This is a genomic window from Pontibacter qinzhouensis, from assembly GCF_008017455.1.
Lineage (GTDB): Bacteria > Bacteroidota > Bacteroidia > Cytophagales > Hymenobacteraceae > Pontibacter > Pontibacter qinzhouensis.
Map to the genome: position 1 here is coordinate 1 of NZ_VRTY01000079.1, position 21,663 is coordinate 21,663.

Annotated in this window: 15 protein-coding genes; 6 read left to right on the top strand and 9 right to left on the bottom strand. The window is 51.1% G+C overall.

Annotated elements, in window-relative coordinates; genetic code table 11:
- The 4 genes from FVR03_RS17700 to FVR03_RS17715 form a co-directional block, all read right to left on the bottom strand.
- A partial coding sequence (locus tag FVR03_RS17700; protein WP_147923103.1) for a DUF4011 domain-containing protein occupies positions 1-2,767 on the bottom strand: 2,767 nt, incomplete at its 3' end.
- A gap of 171 nt (positions 2,768-2,938) precedes the next feature.
- Positions 2,939-3,409, bottom strand: coding sequence for a JAB domain-containing protein (locus tag FVR03_RS17705; RefSeq protein WP_147923104.1), 471 nt, complete (start codon positions 3,407-3,409; stop codon positions 2,939-2,941).
- A 540-nt stretch (positions 3,410-3,949) separates the two neighbouring features.
- Complete coding sequence (locus FVR03_RS17710; protein WP_147923105.1) at positions 3,950-4,798, bottom strand: RteC domain-containing protein; 849 nt, start codon at positions 4,796-4,798, stop codon at positions 3,950-3,952.
- 528 nt (positions 4,799-5,326) lie between these two features.
- Positions 5,327-5,980 (bottom strand): hypothetical protein, encoded by a 654-nt coding sequence (locus FVR03_RS17715; protein ID WP_147923106.1) that lies wholly within the window; start codon positions 5,978-5,980, stop codon positions 5,327-5,329.
- Between the two features lie 424 nt (positions 5,981-6,404).
- Here FVR03_RS17715 and FVR03_RS17720 point away from each other — a divergent pair, with 424 nt between their 5' ends.
- On the top strand, positions 6,405-6,701 hold the full coding sequence (locus FVR03_RS17720) for a hypothetical protein (RefSeq protein ID WP_147923107.1): 297 nt from the start codon (positions 6,405-6,407) through the stop codon (positions 6,699-6,701).
- Between the two features lie 180 nt (positions 6,702-6,881).
- Here FVR03_RS17720 and FVR03_RS17725 read toward each other — a convergent pair whose 3' ends face one another.
- The 5 genes from FVR03_RS17725 to FVR03_RS17745 all read right to left on the bottom strand — a co-directional run bounded on the left by FVR03_RS17725 (position 6,882) and on the right by FVR03_RS17745 (position 14,802).
- Positions 6,882-8,234, bottom strand: coding sequence for a RagB/SusD family nutrient uptake outer membrane protein (locus tag FVR03_RS17725; RefSeq protein WP_147923108.1), 1,353 nt, complete (start codon positions 8,232-8,234; stop codon positions 6,882-6,884).
- 29 nt (positions 8,235-8,263) lie between these two features.
- On the bottom strand, positions 8,264-11,467 hold the full coding sequence (locus FVR03_RS17730; RefSeq protein ID WP_147923109.1) for a SusC/RagA family TonB-linked outer membrane protein: 3,204 nt from the start codon (positions 11,465-11,467) through the stop codon (positions 8,264-8,266).
- Between the two features lie 101 nt (positions 11,468-11,568).
- Positions 11,569-12,909 carry a thioredoxin domain-containing protein gene (locus FVR03_RS17735; protein ID WP_147923110.1) on the bottom strand — a complete coding sequence of 447 codons (1,341 nt, stop codon included), beginning with the start codon at positions 12,907-12,909 and terminating at the stop codon, positions 11,569-11,571.
- 585 nt (positions 12,910-13,494) lie between these two features.
- Positions 13,495-13,983: a hypothetical protein gene (locus tag FVR03_RS17740; protein ID WP_147923111.1), complete on the bottom strand. Its 489-nt coding sequence runs from the start codon at positions 13,981-13,983 to the stop codon at positions 13,495-13,497.
- 483 nt (positions 13,984-14,466) lie between these two features.
- The gene (locus FVR03_RS17745) at positions 14,467-14,802 is read right to left on the bottom strand and encodes a hypothetical protein (protein ID WP_147923112.1); all 336 of its coding nucleotides are present in this window, start codon (positions 14,800-14,802) and stop codon (positions 14,467-14,469) included.
- 226 nt (positions 14,803-15,028) lie between these two features.
- On the opposite strand from FVR03_RS17745, the gene FVR03_RS24505 reads away from it, so the two are divergent.
- The 5 genes from FVR03_RS24505 (at position 15,029) to FVR03_RS17765 (ending at position 21,657) form a co-directional block, all read left to right on the top strand.
- A complete protein-coding gene (locus FVR03_RS24505; RefSeq protein WP_187270206.1) occupies positions 15,029-15,181 on the top strand; it encodes a hypothetical protein in 153 nt (50 codons plus the stop codon).
- Between the two features lie 160 nt (positions 15,182-15,341).
- Positions 15,342-15,815, top strand: a complete 474-nt coding sequence (locus tag FVR03_RS17750) for a helix-turn-helix domain-containing protein (RefSeq protein ID WP_255474282.1) — start codon at positions 15,342-15,344, stop codon at positions 15,813-15,815.
- A gap of 73 nt (positions 15,816-15,888) precedes the next feature.
- A complete protein-coding gene (locus FVR03_RS17755; RefSeq protein WP_222707262.1) occupies positions 15,889-16,953 on the top strand; it encodes a DNA cytosine methyltransferase in 1,065 nt (354 codons plus the stop codon).
- Complete coding sequence (locus FVR03_RS17760; protein ID WP_147923113.1) at positions 16,954-19,911, top strand: ATP-binding protein; 2,958 nt, start codon at positions 16,954-16,956, stop codon at positions 19,909-19,911.
- A gap of 6 nt (positions 19,912-19,917) precedes the next feature.
- The gene (locus tag FVR03_RS17765; protein WP_147923114.1) at positions 19,918-21,657 is read left to right on the top strand and encodes a response regulator receiver domain; all 1,740 of its coding nucleotides are present in this window, start codon (positions 19,918-19,920) and stop codon (positions 21,655-21,657) included.
- Positions 21,658-21,663 lie beyond the last annotated feature (6 nt).

Sequence of the window (21,663 nt, forward strand, 5' to 3'; positions counted from 1 at the left end):
CAGGCACATCGGGCAATTGGAGCAGGAGAGTGATAAGTTGCGTAAGTGCCTCCATTTGCTCCCTGCTGGTTGGCAGCGGTTCTATTCTCAACACACGACAGACCTCGACTGAATTCTGCTGGTACCGGTTGAGAAGGCTTTGGTTATTAAGGAGTGATTGGCGGGCGTCAGCCTTAAGTTGCTGAGCGTACTGTTTCACACGCACCGCCTCCAGCGGGTGCTGGAAGGGATGGCCAATAACAGACCCTATTACCTGTATCTGCCCTACCAAATCCTGCCACTCTGTTACCTGGTTGGTAGTTAGGTCTCCTAAAGCGGCCGCGGTAAACGTAACACTGTCCGGCAGGTTCGTCAACTGGCTGTAGTGAGTGAAGGCATCAAATAAGGAGAATCCAAAGTTATACTTCTGGTGAAGCGCCTGTACGTACCCGTTCAATTCTGAGCGAGTCGCTAAAAGCCTTTCCGCTTCCGAATCAAATTGCTGTGGAGATGATTTGCCAGTGATCGCTGCTGCACGCTTAAGTTGCTCAAGTACCGCCGATTTTTTTGATTTATTTGAGTGGAGTTCCAAGCAGAACGGACCTATACCAATAGACTCCAGCCTGCTCTCCACAACATCCAAGGCTGCTTTCTTAGCGGAGACAAACAAAACCTTTTTGCCCGCATACAGGGCATTGGCGATGATGTTCGTGATGGTCTGGGATTTCCCGGTTCCCGGAGGGCCGTGCAGCACAAAGCTTTTGTCTTTAGATGAACTCAGTATTGCCGCAAACTGAGAAGAATCCGTACTGATGGGTAAGGCTATTTGCGTAGGGTGGAAACTGGGGTCAAGCGCCTCCTCCGTCAGCGGTTCCGGTTGCCATTCCAGCTTACCCGATATAAGGCTCTTTACAATCTTGTTCCGGCTAAGCTGTTCAGCATTGCTGTGTATATCATTCCAAAGAATAAATTTACTGAAAGAGAACGTACCCATTAGCGCCTGCTCTTCCACATCCCAGCGGGAGTGGGACATGATTCCTTTCCGGATAATATTAAAGACCAACTTTACATCAACGCCGCTTTCATCTTTAGGCAGTGTCTCCAGGCCACCAATGTTGAGGCCGAAATCCTGCCGCAGCATCTCCAGCAAGGTGATATTCATTAATGTATCTTCTTCCCGGCTTCGGATAACATAGCCTTTCGCAGCCGATTTTCGGACAATTTCAACCGGCACCAGCAAAATGGGGGCGTAGCGTGGACGTTCACTGGCAGAAGTTTCATACCATTTAAGTAATCCTAAAGCAATATAGAGTGTATTAGCCCCATTCTCCTCCATAGCTTGTCTGGAACTACGGTATATGTGGGTCAGGTGGTGCTGTAACTCTGTTTCCGATAGGTAGGAGCGTAGTCTCCTTTGGGTGAACTCATGCTTCACCAGGTCAACGATCGGGTCTGACTGGTTGAGTAACTGGTAAATGCCCGTATCCCGGAGCGGGTTGGACCAGTCTGCCGGTTTAGGAAGTACCTGGAACTCCTGTCCGTTTGCCAGGCTATCCTCTAACTGGCCCAGGTTAATGGATATAAGCTGAAGGGTGCTTTTGGTTAACCTGGTGTTCAGAAGGCTGTTACGGAGGGTGAGGTCCAGCAGTTTGCGTTCCCAAAGCCGTTGCTTGGAAACGATGATCTTATTGACATCTTGAACCTGGATGCCGGCCGTAATAGCTTCGGGTGAAATATTCTCCCGCTCTTTAGCGGGTAGCTCCTCTATGATTTCCCACCCATTGACCGTGGATACTCGCAACGGAAGCGGTCTGATGCCACTAAAGCGGGTGCGCTTGATGTCCAGGAACAAGTTGAATTCAGCTTCCTTTATCATCTTTTGGTTGGCAACGGATACCGCTTCGTCAAAAGAACGCTGGCTTCCGGCGTTCATGCAGGTCGCTTCCACCAAAACCAGCTCATTAATGCCGTCGGCCGTTCTTTTAGTGAGGAGTGACCCATCGTCATTGACCGGATCTGGGAAGGATTCCTCTATAAGCCAGCCGCCAACAAATGCGTGGCCCTTAGTGAAAACCAGAAGCGGATGTATGCCCACTGCCTCCAGGCAGGCAGCGTATAGCAAGGAAATATCCAGGCAGTTTGCCAGTTTATGCGTGAAAATGGTGTCACACATCCTGATGCGCTGGCCGGATTCTTCAAAGCTGGAGGGTACACTGCAGTACACTAACCCCAGAGAGGCAATCGCCTCGTAAAGGGCAGCCATCTGTTTCCGGACCCGATCCGGGTTCCGGCTCTGGTATTCATCAAAGGAAGGATTTCCCGTCCACTTCTCTAAGATAGGAGCTGCTTTTCTGATTATTTTAAGCACCTCCGCATGGTTTGGGGTAATAAAAGCAACAACCATCTCAGGTAGAACAGCGGCCCCACCCCACTGATCATAAGCTAAAACTGAAACGGGATAATGTGATGTACTAATAGGTTGCTTTTCAGCAGAAACTTGGATTGTGAAAGTACCGGCTATCCGTTCAGAAAGTTGGGATAGATAGGTGGATGATATTTTAAGAGGAACCGTATTCAGCTCAAAACACTCGCCGGCTTTTAGCACCTCCAGTTGACGTGTCCAGGTAAAGGCAAATTCAGGTTCACCATCCAGCTCAATTTTTATATCCCTTAAATCAACGTCACCTGTATTTTTTATAGCTAATTTCCGCACCACCGATACATGATTTTGCTGCATGGAATAGTTAACGATGGGGGAGTAGATGAATTCTACTTCAAGTAGTGCCATTTGATTTATTTTGATTGAGGATGTTTAAAATTAGGATTATTTGCTGAATATAGTCACGATAGCGGGAAAATATTTTCTTTTTGTGCCTGATTATAATTTAACAACTAAAGGCAAATGAAGCTTCTTTGGTTATAAAAAGGATATCTTATGTTTTAAGACCAAAAAGAAGGGCTATAAGAGCCCTTCATCTGCCAGAGAGTAGTAGGTTTCGCTGGTGAGGATGATGTGGTCGAGTACGGCCATGTCGAGCAGCTCGCCGCCCTGCTTTATCTTCTTTGTCAGTTGCAGGTCGGCTGCACTGGGTTTGGTGTTACCGGAGGGGTGGTTGTGGCAGAGAATGATGGCACTGGCACAGGCTTTGATCGCCGCGGCAAAAATCAGTTTCGGATCGGCTATCGTACCGGCCACACCGCCGGTGGAGAGCTCATAGATGCCCAGCACCCGGTTGGCCCGGTTGAGCAGGAGCACTTTAAACTGTTCAACAAACTCTAATTTACCCGTGTCCCAGCTTTGGCGGAGCACTTCGGCACTGTCGATGGAACTGGTGACCTGTGGTCTTTCAGAAGGTTTTACCCTGGAGCGGTAGGTCAGTTTGATTTCAGCTACTTTGGTGAGTCCGGATTTTTTAACTGGCTTTTCCATAATCTTGATCTTTTTAGTGTGAGGAATTGATTATGGTGCCCCACCTGCCTGGGGGACGGACTAAGGGCAAGGTGGAGACGAAAAAAATGCGGAGGGCTCCCTTCAGGGATACCCCTTTTTTTCGTACTACCTTGTTCCCGTGTCCGGCCGCCAGGCTACCTTTGCACCAGAAGGAATGCCCCCGCACTTTTACATCGGAGTGTCCGCCAGAAGTGGATTTTTAAGAATCCCACCCTTTTTTTTATTAATTAACCGGTACCACTACCAGGCTGTGGACATGTGGTAAACGCGCAGCGTTTTCCATATATCCACAGCCTCTTTTCAGTGGCTGCATGTTTGGTTTTCCTCAATTGTAGCTCACTTTCCAGAGTAAGAACAGACAAAGCCCCTGCATCTATCAAGATCCAGGGGCTTTGTCTGTTTTTGGTTTTGAAGGTAAGGTTAAAGAGCATTTTCTTTCGGTGCCTTTACCTGATTTTCGGGTGGTACCGACAAAAGAACTCTTAAATCACACATAATGGAAGTGGAGGCAATTCCTGGTCAGAGCGCATCCAGCTCATCCATGCGGTATTCGAGTTTTTCGCGCATCAGGTCCAGGAACTTGGTGCGGCTGTCCTTTTTGCGCTGGCGCATCTCCTGGAAGGTGCGGTACACGTTACCCAGCCTAACTCGAAAAATACTTTCCAGCTGTGTGACCAGCTCATTGAGGTGAATGGACCCGTTGTTGATCTGGCCGGATTCGTAGAGGGCATAGGCCAGTTCGATGAGGTGCACCTTGGAGCCGGTCCAGCTCAGTTCCTTTCGCTCCAGCACCTGGTCACATGTTACCTTGCCGGTCTGGAGCTCCTGCAGGGCCTGTATCAGGTAGTGCCGCAATTGCTCATTGGCCTGGAGGCGGGCTACCACATAATCGTAGTGGGTACTGAAGCGGGTGTCGGTGTCCACCGCCGAAGTGGCGTAATGGTAGGGGAGGTCGCAGGAGCCACGCACGAAGAGCTTGGAGTCGAGGAAGGTCGCATCGGCGCGCAGGTACTGGTAGAGCTGGAGGTGGTGGTCGTGGAACGTGCGGATCAGCAGCAGCTCCCGCTCGTAGTGCCGCCGGATGTCCTTGAGCGTCCCGGCCGGCTTCTTCAGCTCGATGAGGGCCAGCCGGGCGTGGTAGATCAGCAGGCTGGTGAACCGGGGTTTGACATGTTTGAAGAAGTGGATTTCTTCCTGCTCGTCCGTAAAGTGGTGGTGGATGACCAGGTCTTTGAGCGCGCGGATCGTTTCGTTAATGAGTTGAAGGTTTGTTTCACGGCGCCGGGCCGGTGAGGCAGTCTGTTCCAGTTCCGAATCCCGGAGCTTCCCCTCCAACTGGTCATAGAGTTTTTCTGCTTGTTGTTTCATAGGGTATTAGTTTGGGTTTACAAATGGCGGTACAGGCGTGCCCGGTATACTAAGTCCCCCGGAGCTGTTACCAGTGTTGTGGCCTGTGGCGGGTGTTCTTCTCCTGCTTGCCGGCTAAAACGCTGAATTGTCCAAAACCTGCGGGTTGCAAGTGACACAGGTCTTCGACGACCTGTATAAGATACAATAAATCGCGCAGGGATTTTCGGCTCCCATACCGGTGGGTTCTTCCTTTAAATTATAACTTACTGAAAATTAATAAATTATACAGTTTGTGGTTTTCCCTTCCGTACAGGTGAAAAATCCTTTCTCTTCCTAGAAAAAAAGCAAGGTGCCACAACTGGGTAACGTGCCTTTCCTGTGAAACAGCACCTTTCCCTCTGGTACTGTAAAGCTGCCGCCTTTTTCCCGTCTCTTTTCACAAGTCCTTCCCAAGTAGGGATGTTTTCATATGCGTGGCCCGAGCGACATGCAAGCAGCTGGTACAGGCCACCGCCTTGTTATTTGCGTCATCGACTGCCGGAAAAATCACATACCATACGTGTTGTTTTTCCTTTGCTCCCGGAAGCCTGTCGGTTGTATTTTGTAGGCCTGCCGGAGAGGAGCCAGGATCGCGTATGGGCAAACGTGATTAGGAGGACTTGGTGATTTTACCCTGCTACACTTAAGCGTATGGCTATGGACCGACTTTGTCAATTCCTTTTTTCCCTGCAGCCGCTTGCTGCCCTGCTCCAGGATCCCCGGCGGTTGCGGGAGCTGCAGGCTTACGCAGAGGAAGCGGTAGGTGATAGCATTTACACCCGGAAGCAGCTGCTGCTGAGCGCAGGACAGGTGGCATCGCACCTTTACTTTGTGGAGGAGGGGCTCCTCAGGGGGTATGGCCACCATCCGGACACGGGCAGGGAGGTGACGCTGTTCCTGTGGGGGCAGGAGGCCGTCGCCCTGGCGGCAGAAAGCTTCTTCCTGCAACAGCCATCCGACCTGTTCCTGGAGGTCCTGCCGGGCACCCGGCTGCGGACGCTTTCCTATTGGCAGCTGCAGGAGCTGCCAGGCCGCTTTCCCGGTACCGGGGAACTCCTGCGTCGGATCCTGCTGGATCACCAGGCCCGCTGCCAGGGGCGGGTACGGGGTCTGCTCACCCGCAGGGCCTGGGAACGCTACCAGGACCTGCTGGCCACGCACCCCCGCATCAGGCAGCAGGTGCCCCAGGAGGTCATCGCCTCCTACCTGGGCATCACGCCCCAGTCGCTGAGCCGCCTGCTGCGCGAGAACCGCGCCTCCTGAGCTACAGACCCAGCACGCTTACCGTTTGGTAATGAAAGTCTGGCGGTTCGGTACCTGCTTCCTGAACAGGAGATAAACGGCTTCTGGACCTGCCTGCCGTACCTTTCGCCTATCGGAAGAGGAATAGGCAATGTCCCTTCCCGCCACGAGAAGAAAGGAGGCAAGCGGCAAAACGGACAGGACGACAGCGACCAGGGGCCCGGGAAGGAGCGACTGTTTCGCCGGGGGAGGCCGACACCCCGTCACCAGCGAAGGCACCAGCTTAATTTTTCACAACCAAAGTTTTTCGCTTGCTTTTTGATCTACAAAAGCATCCTGTATCATGCTTAAACTTTTTGTATGTTTTGCCTTGGCGGCCGTGGGTTCGGTGGCGATGGCTTTTACCGGTAAAACGCCTGAGAAGGCTGCGCTGGTGGTGGAGTACCGTTTCATCGGCACCCAGCTCGCACAGGCGACTAACCCGGAGTTCTGGCAGGAAGCGGGCAGCCAGACACCCGGCTGCCCCTCCGGCAGCAGCCTGCCCTGCGCCGTGCTGACGGATATGCCGATCGAGGACTGGCTGGACGGGAAGGCAGATGCTGCCCAGGTTCGTGAGGATGCCAACACCAGGAGAAACTAACTACGCCGCCTGTTGAAAACCAAAAGCGGCCTCCCTGCGTCAGGGAGGCCGCCTTTTTTGCGCCTTACCCATGGCGCTGCACGCTGTCACTTTTACGGTGCATAAAAAAGGCAGGACCCAGCGGATCCTGCCTTTCACGGATTTATCTAAACAACACATTTTGAGATCTGCCATAGGTATTTACCTGGGGTTCTGCGGCATGCCCGAGAGGGCAATCACATCTTCCGGCAGCGGGAGGGCGAAGCGCTTGTCGTGGGGGGGCAGCGTATAGGTGCGGCCCTGCACCGTGCGCTGCAGCGTGATGCCCGCGCCTTCCTTGTTGAGGCGCTTGATGTCCATCCACCGCAGGTTACGCTGCAGGAGCTGCTTTCGCCGCTCCTGCAGGATCAGCGCCAGTGCCTCCTGTGCGTTTTGAGCCGTGAAGGGCACGAAGGTTCCACGCCTCCACCTGGTGGCCAGCAGGGTATTGAGATCCTGCAGGGCCTCCTGCACACGCCCGGCACGGGCAGTGGCCTCGGCCCGTGTCAGGTACAGCTCATCGGTGGCGAGCCCGCCGAAGGGGGAGTCGTTGCCGTAACTGCCCTGGAAGGCATAGGAGCCATCGCCGTTGGGGCGGAAGAAGACGGATCGGCGCAGGTCATTCTTCTCGTAGGAGGCATAAAGTGCGGGTGTTACGCGGGCGATGTTCTCGCGCAGGGTGAGGCTGACGCCCCAGGAAAAATGTTCGGTGATCACCTCGGGGTTGAAGCGCTGGAAAGGGTAGTTGGCGGCAGTGTCCAGCGTGTTGTAGTCCAGCAGGGCCGGCTGTAGCTGTAAACCCGCATCCGCGTGTTGTCCCGCCTCGGCATATTTCCGCATGGCCAGGCAGGTGCGGGCCAGCAGCGCGTGGGCGGCGGCGCGAGAGGGCCGTAAGGCATGCAGGCGCGTGGGGGGCAACAGGGGAACCGCCTCCTCCAGGTCGAGCAGGATCCGGTCGTAGGTATCCTGCACGGAGGGGCGGGTGGAGCGCTCGTTGAAGTTGGTGGTCAGGCGCAGCGGGATACCCAGATCCGTCGAAGCCGTTTCCGTGTCATAGGCCAGGGCCCAGACAAAAGCCGCCTGCAGGAGCTGGTGCGCCCGGTAATAAAGCGCCTGTCCCTTCACCTCATCCCAGACCTGCGCGTTGGCCGGGGTCCGCGGGATGGCCGGCAGTGTCTCCAGCACCGTGGCGGCCACGTACACCGGCGGGAAGTTGCGCCGCCATTCGTTGTCCTGCGGCGGGAAGAGGTTCTCCGGCGCCCATACATACTGGTTGCGCTCCTGCTCGTTGGGCAGGGCGGCCCAGTCTGCATCCGTGAGGTAGAAGTTGTCGGCGCTGATCTCGCCCACGTTGGGCACTTCATGGTTCATCCTGTCATGCTCGTTGAGCAGGGCCTGCAGGTCGGCCAGCGTGGCCGGCACCGCCAGCTTCTGGTCCGGCTTGTCGTCGAGGAAGCTGTCGCAGCCCGGCAGTACGAGCAGCAGGAAGGAGAGAAGGAGGTATAAACGTTTCATAACTGAGTTTTTTGTGAGGTGTTATAAGATTAAAAGGAAGCCCGGAGCCCGATGGCATAGCTTCTGGCAACCGGCAGGGGAAAGCGGTTGAGCTGCACGTCGGGGTCCAGCCCGCGTTTGTTGGCGGCCCATAGCAGCCCCAGGTTGCTTGCGTTCAGGTAAGCCTGCAGGCTTTGGAAGGGCAGTCCCCGGAAGGTGTCCTTCGTGAAGTCGTAGCTGGCCGTCACGTACTGCAGGCGCACGTGGTCGGCGCGCTCCACCAGTACCTCGGCACCCGCGTAGAAGGTGTCCCGGTTGGCGACGGCGGGGTAGTTCATGGAGGGGACATCGGTCAAGGCCTCATCCCCGGGCTGCTGCCAGCGGTCGGCAAAGTCGGCGTGCATCGTGCCGTTGCGGTAGAGGAGGTTGTAGTTCACCGAGCTCCTGCGGAAATAGTAGCCCAGCTTGTAGGTCAGGCGCGCCGTGAGGGAAAGGTGGCCCAGCGTAACCGTGTTGCCCAAAGAGCCGAAAAAGGTGGGGATCGCCGAGCCGTGGAACCGCAGGTCCTCCAGCTGCACGTCGGTCCCCAGCAGGGCGGCGTAGTCCTTTCCGGGAGCGCCATCCAGGTAGCCTTGCGGGTCACCCGTGGCGGGGTCGAGGCCGGCCCAGCGGTAGGAGAGGACACTGAAGACGGGTTTGCCCACGATGCCGGACACCAGCGGGCTGGAGGAGACAAAGCTGCTCCCGCGCAGATCGCTCAGGTAATATTCCAGGATTTTGTCGCGCGAATGGCTCAGGTTCAGGTGCGTGCGCCATGTGAAGCGGGGCGTCTCGATGTTACGCGTGTCGAGCTCCAGGTCAACGCCGCTGCCCGCCATGCCGGCCACGTTCTTGGTGATGCTGTTGCCGATGCCCGAGGTATAATCCACCAGCTCCCGCCCGAAGAGGTCCGTGCCTTTCTTGCGGTAGTACGCCAGGCTGCCCGTCACGCGTTCGCCGCGGAAGCTAAAATCCAGCCCCAGGTTGAACATGCGGGAGGTTTCCCAGCGCAGCTCCGGGTTGGCGTAATTGGAGAAGATCGCCATGGGGGAGCCGGTGAAGGGGGAGACGTTGGGGCGGTAGGAGAGGGTGGTGACGGCGGTGCGCCGCTGGTCCACGTTGCCGCTGAACCCGTAGGAGGTCCGCAGCCGGAGGAGCGGGAGCAGGTCCACCCGGTAAAACTTCTCCTCCGACAGGTTCCAGGCCAGCCCGGTGCTCCAGAGGGGTTTCCAGCGGTCGTTGGCCAGCACGCCGAAGAGGTTGGAGGCATCGCGGCGGGCGCTTGCCGACAGCGTGTAGCGCTCCCGGAAGGTGTAGGCGGCGTTGCCGTAGAGGGAGACGAAGCGGCTCAGGGTACTTTGCAGGGTGTTCCCCGGTACGATGAGGGCCGTGCGCCCGTTGGTGAGCAACTGGTGGGGCGTGTTGTGGTCCACCTGCCCGAAGGTCAGGTTCCCGGCGTCGTAGCCGTAGTAGCGGGTGCCGCTGCCGGTGGCGGCCGTGCTGCGGAGTTCCGCCCCGGCGATCGCTGTCACCGCATGCTGCCCGAAGGCCCGGTCCAGGTTAAGCTGGCCGCGGGCACTATGGGCCTCCAGCGTGCTGTGCCCCAGGTCCAGGATGCCGCCCACCGGCACGGCGTACACGGGGTTGCCCGTGGCCGGGTCGAGGCGGGTATAGAGGTTGACCAGGCTGCGGGCCGCGAAGCTCTGCGCGTCCGCGAGCTGCTCGGAATCGGTCTGCTGGCGCTCGTACTGGTAGCGCAGGTCAGCCGACAGGCCCCCGGGGAGGGTGTAATGCAACCCGGCGTTCGCCAGCACGTCCTGCAGGTCGGAACTGCCGCGGCTGTGGCGGTAATCCTCCAGCGGGTAATAGTCCCAGTCGAGCAGGCGGCCGTTCCCCACCGCCTCCCGCCAGGGCTGGCGGTAGTCCTTCACGACGGGCAGCGGGTTGCCTGCCCCGTCGGCGAAACGGGCGTAGGGATAGAGGTTGCCGTTGAGCATGGTCACCTCGCCGTAGCCGGGTTTGCCGCTGCTGCTGTGGCTTTGGGTATAGTACATGCCGGTCGTGATCTCCAGCCGCTTCAGGAGACGCAAGGTGTTCTGAAAGCGCAGGTTCAGGCGGCTGTAGCCAGCGTCCAGGTGATCCCGGTTGCGGTCGTAGCCCGAGGAGAGGAGCCAGGAGTTCGAGGCGGAGCCCCCGCTCAGGCTCAGGCTGTATTGCTGGTTCACCCCGGTACCGTACAGGTAGCGGTCAAAGTCGTCGCGCACATCCAGCCCCCGCAGAGCCTGCAGCTCGGCCTCGACTTCCTGTTCGGAACGGGTCCCGTCGGCCCTTTGCACGAGGAGTTCCACGACGGGCGTGAGGGCGGTGCGGTTGGTGGAGCTGATCTGGCTGTTGTAGAAGCCCCGCTCGTAGAGCATCCGCTCCATGTCGATGAAGTCGGCGCTGGTCATCTGCGGGATGTGGGAGAGATCGGGCTTGCCGGTGATCGTGGTGTTGGTGTTAAAGGCAACGCGCAGGGGCTGGTTGAAGCGGCCTTTCTTCGTGGTGATCACGATGACGCCGTTGCCCGCGCGGGCGCCCCAGATGGAGGCTGCCGCCGCATCCTTGAGGACGGTGACGCTCTCCACGTCGTTGGGGTTGAGGTTGTTGAGGTCGCCTTCGTAGGGGAAGTTGTCGACCACGATGAGCGGGTCCCGTGGCCCCTGGATGGTGCTCAGTCCCCGTACCGTCAGGCGGCCCCGGGCATCGGTGCCGCGGTCCACGGTCAGGCCGTTGGCCACGGCTTCCAGGCGGCTGAGCACGCCGGTGCTGACCTGCTCGTTCAGGCGCTCCTCGCTCACGCGGGCAAAGGACCCCGTGGCCCGTTCCGGGGGAAGCTGCTGGTAACCGGTGGAGACCTCCACCTCCCGCAGCCGGGTCTCGTTCTGCCGCAGCGAGATGACCAGAGGGGCGGTGAGAGGCAGCTGCAGGGATATCTCCTGCGGAGTGTAGCCCAGGAAGGATACCAGGAGCACCGGGTTTGGCGACAGCACAGGCAGCTCGAAATAGCCCTCAGCATCGGTAAGAGTGCCGGTTTTAGTGTTCTTTACGGCTACCGAGGCACCCGGTAAAGGACGCTTGTCGGCGGCATCGACCACGCGGCCTCGGACAGGCTGCTGTGCCCACGCCAGGGAAGGGAGGCAAAGAAAAGAAAGCAGTAGTAAGATTCTGTTCATGGGATATATAGTTAGAAGGGTGAAACATGAAAAGGGTGAAACAAATATTCTGACAGCAAGGGAGGCAACGCCCGAAGGACAGGTCAGCCAAACCGGTGCCGTCAGGGGGCAGGCGCCTGGTCGCGTAGCACGAGTACCTCCACCTCCCGGCGCACCTGCTTGAGGTCGAGGCCGTAGCGCTGCAGTTCCCGGCGCAGGGCGGGCAGGTCCTGCGGGTCGGCCGGCAGCGCCAGGTCAACGGGGCCGGTGTAGCCCGTTTCGTCCAGGACAGGGAGCGCGGGGCCACTGGCGCTGTTGAGGCGCGTGACCAGGCCCGAGAGCGGGGAATTGACCAGGCGCCCGCCTTCTTTCCGGAACAGGCTGTTCTCCGGTTTACCGCCCGCCGTCCGGAGCCTGTCCGCCTTTCCCTTGCGCACCAGCACCAGGCATTCCTGCTTCCGTTTCTCCAGGCCTGCGTGGAAGCCGGTGTTCTCATTGAGATCGCGCAGCAGGTAGTCGAACAGCGCCGCTTCCCTTCCGGCCGGTACTACCAGGTCGTAGGAGTAGTAGTGTTGCCTGCTCCAGGCCTCCTCCCCGAGCGGATACTTGTGCGAAAAGAGAAGCGCCGAATCTCTTACCTCTACCACCAGGCCTTTAGCGCCGCGGGCAGGCAGCAGGGCCCGCTGCACGAGCTGGTACATCGAGAGCAGGGAGGTGTTGGTGAGCGTGAGGCCGTTCACCTGGCCGTCCCGTTGGCGCAGGCGGGTACCGCTGGGGATACCTTCGAGGCGGCCCTGCAGCAGGATGGAGAAATGGCGCAGCTGCTCGACGGGCAGGCTGGTATCCGTGTAGAGCGGCCGGCCCAGGTCCAGGTCCTTTTTCATCTTCCCGGGCAGGGTGCCGGTGGCCAGTACCTGCCGCACCCGGGCCGGGGTGACTTCCTCTGCCCCCGTGATGGCGACGACCTTCCCGGCGCCGTCCAGCCAGGCGATGTGCGGGATGAGTTGATGCGGGAAGAGCGCATGGAGGACCGTGTCCTGCACGGTGGTCGCCAGGGCGAAGCGGCTGCCGTCGGCGCGGCGCCATTTGTCAAAGTAGGCGGTTATCTTTTCTTCAGTATCGCCGGTAGACCAGGTGTTCACCAGCAGCACCTGCACCTGGCCGTCGAACTCGCGCTGCAACGAATCGAGTTTGGGCAGGGTGGCTTTGCAGCTGCCGCACCAGGTGGCCCAGAAATCGAGCAGGACTAGCTTTTCCTTAAAGTCGGAGAGCCGGGCGCTATTGGTGGAGTGGTGCAGGATATCCGTGATCGCCACATCGGGCATCACGTCGCCAACGGAGAGACCAGCCTGTTCCTGTGCCTGCGCAGGTGGGTGAAGCAGCAGGAAAAGGAGTGTCGTGAAAGCGATGACAGTGTAAATAAAAGGCAAGGCGCTGCCTGTGAGCCGTTTTGGGTGGTTCATTTTTTTAGACTTTAGATGATAGATATTAGATGATAGATATTAGATGTTAGATACTAGCTGTTAGACTTTTGTCTGCCTCTTTCAAGAGGGCCCCTGCCCCAGGGATTTACAGGATTTTTGGATGATCAGGATTCGCTTGTGCTGTTTGATGCGGCAATGGCAACCCGGCAGGAGCTGTTCGCTTAAAGGTGTCCTGAATTTTTTCAGAACTGCACGATGGTAAGCGAAAAAGCTTCAGCGCATGCCGCCAATTCCGGCATCATTTCTAATTTTCAATTAATTCACTCCGGTGGACAGATGAGCAGCACCCAGCGGCGTAGCGGGAGCAGGACAGCAACTGTCGGTTGCCGGACCGCGTGCTCCTGGCGCGAACAGGTAGCTGGGAAGTGGGGCAGCCTCGGCCCGGCAGCGGGCAAAGCGGCGGAGCGTCCGGGAACGTCTGTGGTGGTATGCATGGGCGTTTACAGTTAAGTTCAGGCGATAGGGTAGCCGGGAAGCACTTTCAGGAAGTGGCTCCGGGTAGGGGAAAGCTGCCGCAGGTACGGCAGCGGCGCAGCAAGGGGTTTCTCCGGCAGGCGGCCGTATCTACGCTTTTCCGGGCGGCGGCTTCAGGTGGAGACCGGCGCGGCGCATGTGGTAGATGATGCTGACGCGGTGCTCCAGCTCCTCGTAGAAGGCGGCCAGCTGGTCGGCGCGCCTATCGTCCTGCTCGCGGAGGCACTGCATCAGTACGGGGTGCACCCACTGCCAAAGCTTGTCCTGCGCCTCCTCGAAGGTGCGGGGCGTGCAGAAGTAAGCCAGTACCTGCCCGACGGTGGTGAGCAGCCGGCCGGTAGGGGAGAAAAGGATATCGGGGCTTCGCATGGTGTGGCGGGCTTTCGTGAAACAATCCGGAGCGGAGCGGGACTTGCCTGTGCTGGCCGCCGGACACAAAAATACATTTCCAAGCCATTGAAAAATAGTGTTTTGAAGGCCTTTTTTCGGTGCCTTTGCCCCGGTGGCAGGCACCGGTCCTGCGGTGCGGGAAAATAACCCGTTTCCGGGCTGGTCGGTAAGGGAGTGGTTTTGTGGCATGTTACAGCGGTTAAGGTTCAGATAAAGCAGGGAACAGGTAAGCCTGCGGAGGTACGTTATCAGATGCGCACCCACTCCTGTAAATTTTGAGTCGGTGCAGCCGGTCAATTATGCTAATAAAAATAGCCTTCCGGAGCTTTTCAGGGTGTTAGGTCCAAAGGTAACACAGCAACGTTTAGCAGTGGAGTGTTCAACAACAGGCGTTTAGCAGTCGGGTAGCAGCTTCACTATGAGGCTATTTAACAAGCAACAACTAACAATCAGCAATGAATTATTTCAATGGAAATGCCCTTCCGAAGGCTTTTTCAGGGTGTTAGATTCAAGGGGCATACAGCTGACGTTTAGCAGCGGAGCGTTCAACAGCAAGCGTTTAGTAGCTAGGTAGCAGTTCAATAACAAACAACCAGCAACCAATTATTCTAATGAAATTGCCCTTCTGGAGGCCATTGGATGCTTTTTAGCGCCGGGGTCTGTACAACGGCCTCACTCAGGCGGGCAGATGAGCAGCACCCAGAGGCGGGGGGAGAGCCGGGCGGGCTGTGGTTGTGCGGCCGGCGGGTGTTGCCCCAGGGCTGGCTGGAGGGCGTAAAATGTGGCATACAGGTCTTCCAGGGCCAGGTCCAGCTCCTCGTAGAGAGCTACCAGGCTGTTGGTGTGGGCGGGGCAGCAGACGCTGAAACTGGCCTGCACGGCCTGCACGAACCACTGCCAGAGCCGGAACTGCGCCTCCTGTAGGGTGTGGGTGGCGCAGAAGTGGCGTAGCACTTCCTCGGGGCTATGCTGTGTAGGTGGGGGAGCGGCGGTACGTATGGTTTCCATAAGTTTGCGTGTTAAGGTTTAGGCAATAGGGGAGCGGGTAAGCTTGTGATAGGGCTTGCCGGTGGGGGAGTGGTGGCCGTTAGGCGTGGAGTTTGGGTTACTGCCTCACTCTGGCGGACAGATGAGCAGCGTCCAGCATTTGGTAGCCGGAATAGGAGGTAAAGAATTTGTATGAAAGACGTAGGGGGAGCTGAGGGAGGAAATTCCGGCATTAATAAAATATGCGGTGAAGCGGGACAAGCGCAACCAGGCGGTAGGCCGAAGGACGACCGGTAACAATGGTTGGTTGCTTTCGCGCTTGTTTTTCATGGGTATAGCCTCTGTTCTGATGTTGGTGCGGCAGGAGCCGAGCGGGTATTTTACATGCCCTTTTGGGTAAATTACCTTGAAAGCAGCTGTTTAGCAGTTCCTGCTTTTGCTTATTTTTTTGTACCTTCACGAAGATAAACAGAACAATTTAAGGAGTATAGTAAAACTGGTGGTAGTTAACCACTTACAAGTTGTTTTTTACCACCCGCCTACCCTTTAACTTAGCGGTTATGATGACAGACGTAGAAGAAAAACCAAAACGGCCGGCACACCTGGGGAGGAAAGTGCAGCGGGTACGTGAAATAATAGGCATGAAGCAAACGGCCCTGGCCGATGTGACAGGCATGAGCCAGCAAAATATCTCGAAGCTGGAGCAGAGCGAGCAAATAGCGGATGAGACACTCGAGAAGCTGGCAAAAGGGCTGGGTGTGACGGGGGACTTTATCAAAAGCTTTGATGAAGAGAAGGCGGTTTATAATATTCAAACGAATATGACTTTTAATGATTATGCCGCTAATAATGGTCATCAAAATTATCAGGCAACCTATAATAACAACAATCCAGTAGAGGATATAAAGGAAATATTCAAGCAGCTTTTACAGAGCGAAAAAGAGAAGGTTGAACTTCTAAAAAGTGCTAATAAGGCAATTCTGGATTTGGTAGAGCAGATTAATGAGTTGAAGGGAAAAAATAATTCTATTTGAATTAATCAATTGCGGAATTTCTATATTTATAGTAAATCCTAATCTCAATAACCAATTATATATAATTAAGAAAGTGGATTTTGACATCGTAGAAAAAGAGAATAATCTTAAAGCGATTGACTTCTTTTGTGGTGCTGGCGGAATGTCTTGTGGCTTTTCAATGGCTGGAATTAAAATATTAGCAGGTCTAGACATTGAACAGCAGTTTGAAAAGACATATTTAGCTAATCATAAAGGGTCGAAATTTATAAACGAAAATATAACAAAATATCAATCTGAAGCTCTTAGAGAAGAGGTAGGTATAAGCAGGTATGATGATAATTTAATCTTCATCGGGTGCAGTCCGTGCCAGTATTGGAGCAGAATTAATAATAACAGACACAGATCTTCTTATTCCAATAATCTGATTTTTGATTTTCAGAGGTTCGTTCAATATTTTATGCCAGGTCATTTAGTGGTTGAAAATGTACCTGGGTTAATTAGAGAAAAGAATAATCATGTATTGCTTAGTTTCTTAGACTTTCTAAAGTTTAATGGCTACAAATATGAATATAGAATTGTTAGAACAGATCACTACGGTGTGCCACAGAGAAGGAATAGATTTGTTTTAATTGCATCAAGAGTTAAAGAAAAGATTACCTTTCCGGAACCTGAAGAAGATCAAAATCTAACGGTAAGAAAGTTTATAGGTCAGCATAACGGCTTTCCGGCACTTAATGACGGACATTCTGATCCTGATGATTTTATGAGCAGTACTTCCGCTTTGAGTTCTAAGAATAAAAGAAGGATTGAGCTAACTGAAAAGGATGGGGGTACCAGATTAGCCTGGAAAGATGACCCTGAATTACAAATTCCTGCATATAAAGATAAAGATCACTATTACAGGAGTATCTATGGCAGATTGTGGTGGGACAGGCCATCAACAACCATAACGACACGATTTATAGCGACTTCGTGTGGCAGGTTTACTCATCCGGAAGAAAACCGAGGTCTTTCCTTAAGAGAAGGAGCAACCTTACAAACATTCCCTAAAGATTATGTCTTTGTGGGGGGGCTTGTATCAGTTGCAAAGCAAATTGGGAATGCCGTGCCACCTGAAATGGCAAGAAGAATAGCTTTAAGTATTATAAGAGATTAAATGGCGAAATTTAAAACTCGTGCGCGGGCTGTTGATATGCTTGGGCGGCAACAAATTGCAGGTATACCTACAGCCATTAGTGAGCTATTTAAGAATGCCCATGATGCCTATGCAGACCGTGTTGAAGTAGATTATTACCGATCTGATCGCCTATTTGTTTTACGCGATGATGGGATAGGTATGACTAAAGAAGATTTCGAAAAAAGATGGTTGACCTTAGGTACTGAAAGTAAGTTAGGCGGGAATGCTGGTTTAAAACCGCCATATGTCCCACCTGGGAAAAAACTAAGGCCGTCTTTAGGCGAAAAAGGAATTGGAAGATTAGCAATAGCGGCAATAGGTCCGCAACTGTTTGTTCTGACGAGAGCTAAACGTGATGATGGTTTACATGACTTAGTTGCTGCCTACATTCATTGGGGAATCTTTGAACAACCAGGCATTGATCTTGATGATATAGAAATTCCCATAAAAACCTTCTCCAATGGTAAAGTGCCAAATGCAGCTGATGTTGAAGAAATGCTTAATACTTTTCGTGGCAACATTAATAGATTCAAAGATGAAATTAGTGATAGAGAAAAGGAAAGGTTTGAAAATGACTTTCAAAGTATAGCCATAGACCCTTCTGAAATAGATCAATATGAACCAACTCTAAGCCTTAGTGAAAATGGTTTTGGCACCCACTTTATTATAATTCCGGCCAATGAAATCTTAGAAGCGGATATAAGCAATGATGACAGCGACAAAGCATCTCCCCTATTAAAGTCATTGTTAGGATTTACAAACACAATGACACCTGATCATGAACCACCTGCAATTAGAACTGCCTTTCGTGATCACAAATCAGAGGAGATTTTTGAAGACTTAATAGAAGCCGGAGAGTTTTTCACTCCAAAGGAATTTCAAATTGCTGACCATCATATTTTTGGAGAATTTGATGAATTTGGCCAATTCAGAGGTACAATTTCAATATATGGGAAACAATACCAAAACCATACAATTCATTGGACAGGTGCAAGAGGTAGTAAAACTGAATGTGGCCCATTTAAAATCAATTTTGCAGAAGTGCAGGCTTCACAAAAAGAAAGTAAAGTTTCATCAGATGAATATGGAAGACTTATTGGGAAAACTAGGAAAATAGGGGGGTTATATATCTACAAAAATGGAATAAGAATTCTTCCATATGGCGATACAGATGTTGATTGGTTAGATATAGAAAAAAGAAGGACAAAAAGTGCTGGGTATTACCATTTCTCTCATAGAAATATTTTTGGTATTGTAGAAATTGACCAAGCTAGAAACAAAGAACTAAGTGAAAAAGCAGGTAGGGAAGGATTTAGAGAAAATAAAGCTTATCGACAGTTTCAAGATATTCTAAGTAGGTTTTTTGTCCAAATTGCAGCTGACTTTTTTAGAGAAGAAGGGCTTTATGGGGAAGAATATGATCGTGTTAAAAAAGAACTTACACGTCTTGAGCTAGCAAGGAGAGATAGAGAAAAGCAAGTCTCGGTAAAAAAGAAAAAGCTTAGTAATGATTTAGAAAAGTTTTTTTCTGATTTAGATTCTAACAAACCACAAGACGAAGCTTTGCTCTTAGCGGAGTCAATGCAAAAAGATCTTGTTCGTGCATCTAACCTTTCTGATTCAAAACTAGCAGCCTACCAGATACTTACTATTGAGTCTAAAGCACGGCAGAAATTAAGGGAACTAGAAGATAAATATAAAGTTGCCAAGCCAAAAGGAGTTGGCTTGCCTAATAAACTTTTAAGAGATTATCAATCATATGAAGCTTCTTATCAAAAGCTCCAAAAGAATACATTTAACATAGTTAGAGAATTAATTGAAGGAGAAGTGAGTGAGATGGCCAATAGAGCCAAACTTGAGCTTGATCGAAGAGTACGGGTTGAACTAGCATTAAGGGATCTGTCAGATCAAGCTTTAAAATCAGGCAAGGAAGAAAGGTCTGAAACTTATTTAATTATTGAAAAAGTTCATAAAGAAGTTAAAGAGGTTGCAAAAGCTAGTGTAGAGGAAATTGAAAATACTTTAAGAGAGGTATTAAGTGACTTTGAAAGAATAGATTTTGTTACATTAGAAGATAATGTACTTATTGATACAAGAGAAAAGCTTGAAACTCGAATCCTTGAGGTTAAAGAACAGAAGCAAGATTATTTGCGCTATATAAGAGCACAATTAGAAGCCATAAAGCTAGAAGATGGAGCTGCGAGTCAGATGGATCAGATGGAAGCGCTTGAGCAAAGGAACTCAACACTAGAAGAGCGAGCCGACATGGATCTTCAGCTTAGCCAACTTGGTATGGCAATAGAAGTAATAAATCATGAATTTGATTCTAGTATTCGCGGCATTAGACATGATCTTAGAAGACTCAAAGCCTGGGCAGATGTAAACCAAAGCCTTAGTTCTGTATACAATAATCTTCGCACCAGTTTCGACCATTTAGATGGCTATCTAACCCTTTTTACTCCTCTGCACCGCAGGTTATACCGAAATGAGGTTGAAATAAAAGGAGCTGAAATTAGGACCTATATTGATGATTTATTTAAGAAGAGGCTTGAAAGGCATGAGATTGAATTAAAAGCAACCCAAAATTTTATTAAAAAAACCATCATTGGCTATCCTTCTTCTTTTTATCCGGTTTTCGTCAATATAGTTGATAACGCCATCTTCTGGTTAAAAGACCAGCCTGTTCCACGCATTATTGAGTTAGATGCAAAAGGAAAAGACTTTTATATAAGCAACAACGGCCCGATAATACCAGAGCGAAATTTTGATGTAATATTTGAGCAAGGTGTATCATATAAGCCAGGAGGCAGAGGCTTAGGACTTTTCATTTCTAAAGAGGTTCTAAATAAAATTGGTTACGACCTTTCATTAATTGAACCTCGCCCAAACATGAATGTAACTTTTTGTATTAATCCAAAATCTGATTCTGATAATTAATTCCATATGACTCCTTCAAGTCCTAGCTTTGAGCAAGCCTCAAGAAAAATTGTAACTGATTTTTTGCATAGCGTAGTTGTTGTAGATGACCGTGCATCCTTGAATGATGAAGTCAATATTAGTAATTCTTATACTCCAAAAGATGTAGCTTTAAAAGCTCCATCTACTAGAGCTAAGAAAGTACAAACTATTGTGGAAACAACTCTACAGCAAAATGAGCATAGTGAAGGAGTAGAAGAAGGCGCTCCTAATAAAGATGGTGACAACACCAATAATAGAGATTTAAAAGCAAAAATTTTAATAGACACGTTTGCTGAGATTGGATTAGTCTGTGCAGTATTAAAACCCGTCGATAAAGATGAACGGTTAGAATCCCAAACAGATCATGCTACTCAAAAATCTGACATTGTTATCCTCGATTGGCAAATAAGTGAATCTGAAACTTCACCTGGAGAAACCGCCCTCAGATTAATTAAAAAAATTATTAAAACTGATTCTAAAGATAGATTAAGATTAATTGCTATTTATACAACTAGTCAAGATCTGCATGGCATTACAGAGAAGGTAAGCGATGTGATTAAAACGCCTTCTGAAACTGCGTCTATAGATGGTTTTGAAATAACTAGAGGGCCAATCAAAGTTGTGATTTATCAGAAATCTGGAGGTACTACTACAATAGCTGAACATAGAGTAGTTGACGAAGCCAATCTTCCAGAAAAACTAATAAATGATTTTACAAGCTTAACAAAAGGTCTATTATCTAATGTTGCTTTAAAATCACTGGGAGCATTAAGAGAGAACACGCATAGAATAATTTCGAAATTTAATTCTGGACTAGATGCTCCATATGTGGCACACAGAATTTTAACTAATCCTTCAGAAGAAGCTGAAACCCATCCTATACCTCTCTTAACTTCAGAATTCAATGAAATACTCGAAGACTGTAATGTTTGTGATGAGGTATCGATAGATTCAATAAAAATTTGGCTTAATCATTTAGAAGATGTAAGTATTATTAAAGATGATAAGCTTGAAGGAATATCATCAACTCAATTAAAAGAACTAATCGGAATTTTATTAGAAAAAGGTCTAGAAAAAGAGAGAACAAAGGGAACGCCATCAAATTGGAGAGACCTATTGAAAGCTTTATATAGATCTGAAAAAGTAAGATTAAGTGAACTAACAGTTTTATTAAGTAAAGATGAAGAACAGGGGGCAGAAAAGGACTTAGACTTTGCTGTGTTAACTACTATGCGATCCCATTACTCTAATATTTCTCCTTCATTAAAACTTGGTAGTATTATAAAAGAAATGGATGGAACAATACAAAGATATTTAATTTGCCTTCAACCTTTGTGTGATAGTGTTAGAGTCACAAAAGAAAGAAAATTCCCTTTCTTGCCTTTAGTTGAAGCTAGTTCTGAATCTCCAAATGACTTTGAGATTGTCCTGCAAATTGATGGAGATTATAAAAAATTTAAAGTAAAACTCAATCCTTACCTTTTAGAGTTAATTCCGTTTAAACCTCATGCTGGAGATAAAGAGATTAAAGCAACTTTAGACTCTAATAACATTTTTAGTTTAAAAGATTCTGCAGAAATGAAACAGTACCGGTGGGTTGGAGAACTGAAATTCCCACAAGCACAAAGAATTGTTAATAAATTTGGCTCACAAATTTCTAGAGTAGGATTAACAGAATCAGACTGGCTAAGAAGAATGGCAACTGCGGCTAATCAGAATGATTGAACCTAA

Bases quoted from the DNA above. Each gene is read 5' to 3' on its own strand.
- FVR03_RS17705 (WP_147923104.1), bottom strand. From the start codon at position 3,409: ATGGAAAAGCCAGTTAAAAAATCCGGACTCACCAAAGTAGCTGAAATC.
- FVR03_RS17750 (WP_255474282.1), top strand. From the start codon at position 15,342: ATGATGACAGACGTAGAAGAAAAACCAAAACGGCCGGCACACCTGGGG.
- FVR03_RS17730 (WP_147923109.1), bottom strand. From the start codon at position 11,467: ATGAACAGAATCTTACTACTGCTTTCTTTTCTTTGCCTCCCTTCCCTG.
- FVR03_RS17735 (WP_147923110.1), bottom strand. From the start codon at position 12,909: ATGAACCACCCAAAACGGCTCACAGGCAGCGCCTTGCCTTTTATTTAC.
- FVR03_RS17725 (WP_147923108.1), bottom strand. From the start codon at position 8,234: ATGAAACGTTTATACCTCCTTCTCTCCTTCCTGCTGCTCGTACTGCCG.
- FVR03_RS17720 (WP_147923107.1), top strand. From the start codon at position 6,405: ATGCTTAAACTTTTTGTATGTTTTGCCTTGGCGGCCGTGGGTTCGGTG.
- FVR03_RS17710 (WP_147923105.1), bottom strand. From the start codon at position 4,798: ATGAAACAACAAGCAGAAAAACTCTATGACCAGTTGGAGGGGAAGCTC.
- FVR03_RS17765 (WP_147923114.1), top strand. From the start codon at position 19,918: ATGACTCCTTCAAGTCCTAGCTTTGAGCAAGCCTCAAGAAAAATTGTA.
- FVR03_RS17745 (WP_147923112.1), bottom strand. From the start codon at position 14,802: ATGGAAACCATACGTACCGCCGCTCCCCCACCTACACAGCATAGCCCC.
- FVR03_RS17740 (WP_147923111.1), bottom strand. From the start codon at position 13,983: ATGCCACAAAACCACTCCCTTACCGACCAGCCCGGAAACGGGTTATTT.
- FVR03_RS17760 (WP_147923113.1), top strand. From the start codon at position 16,954: ATGGCGAAATTTAAAACTCGTGCGCGGGCTGTTGATATGCTTGGGCGG.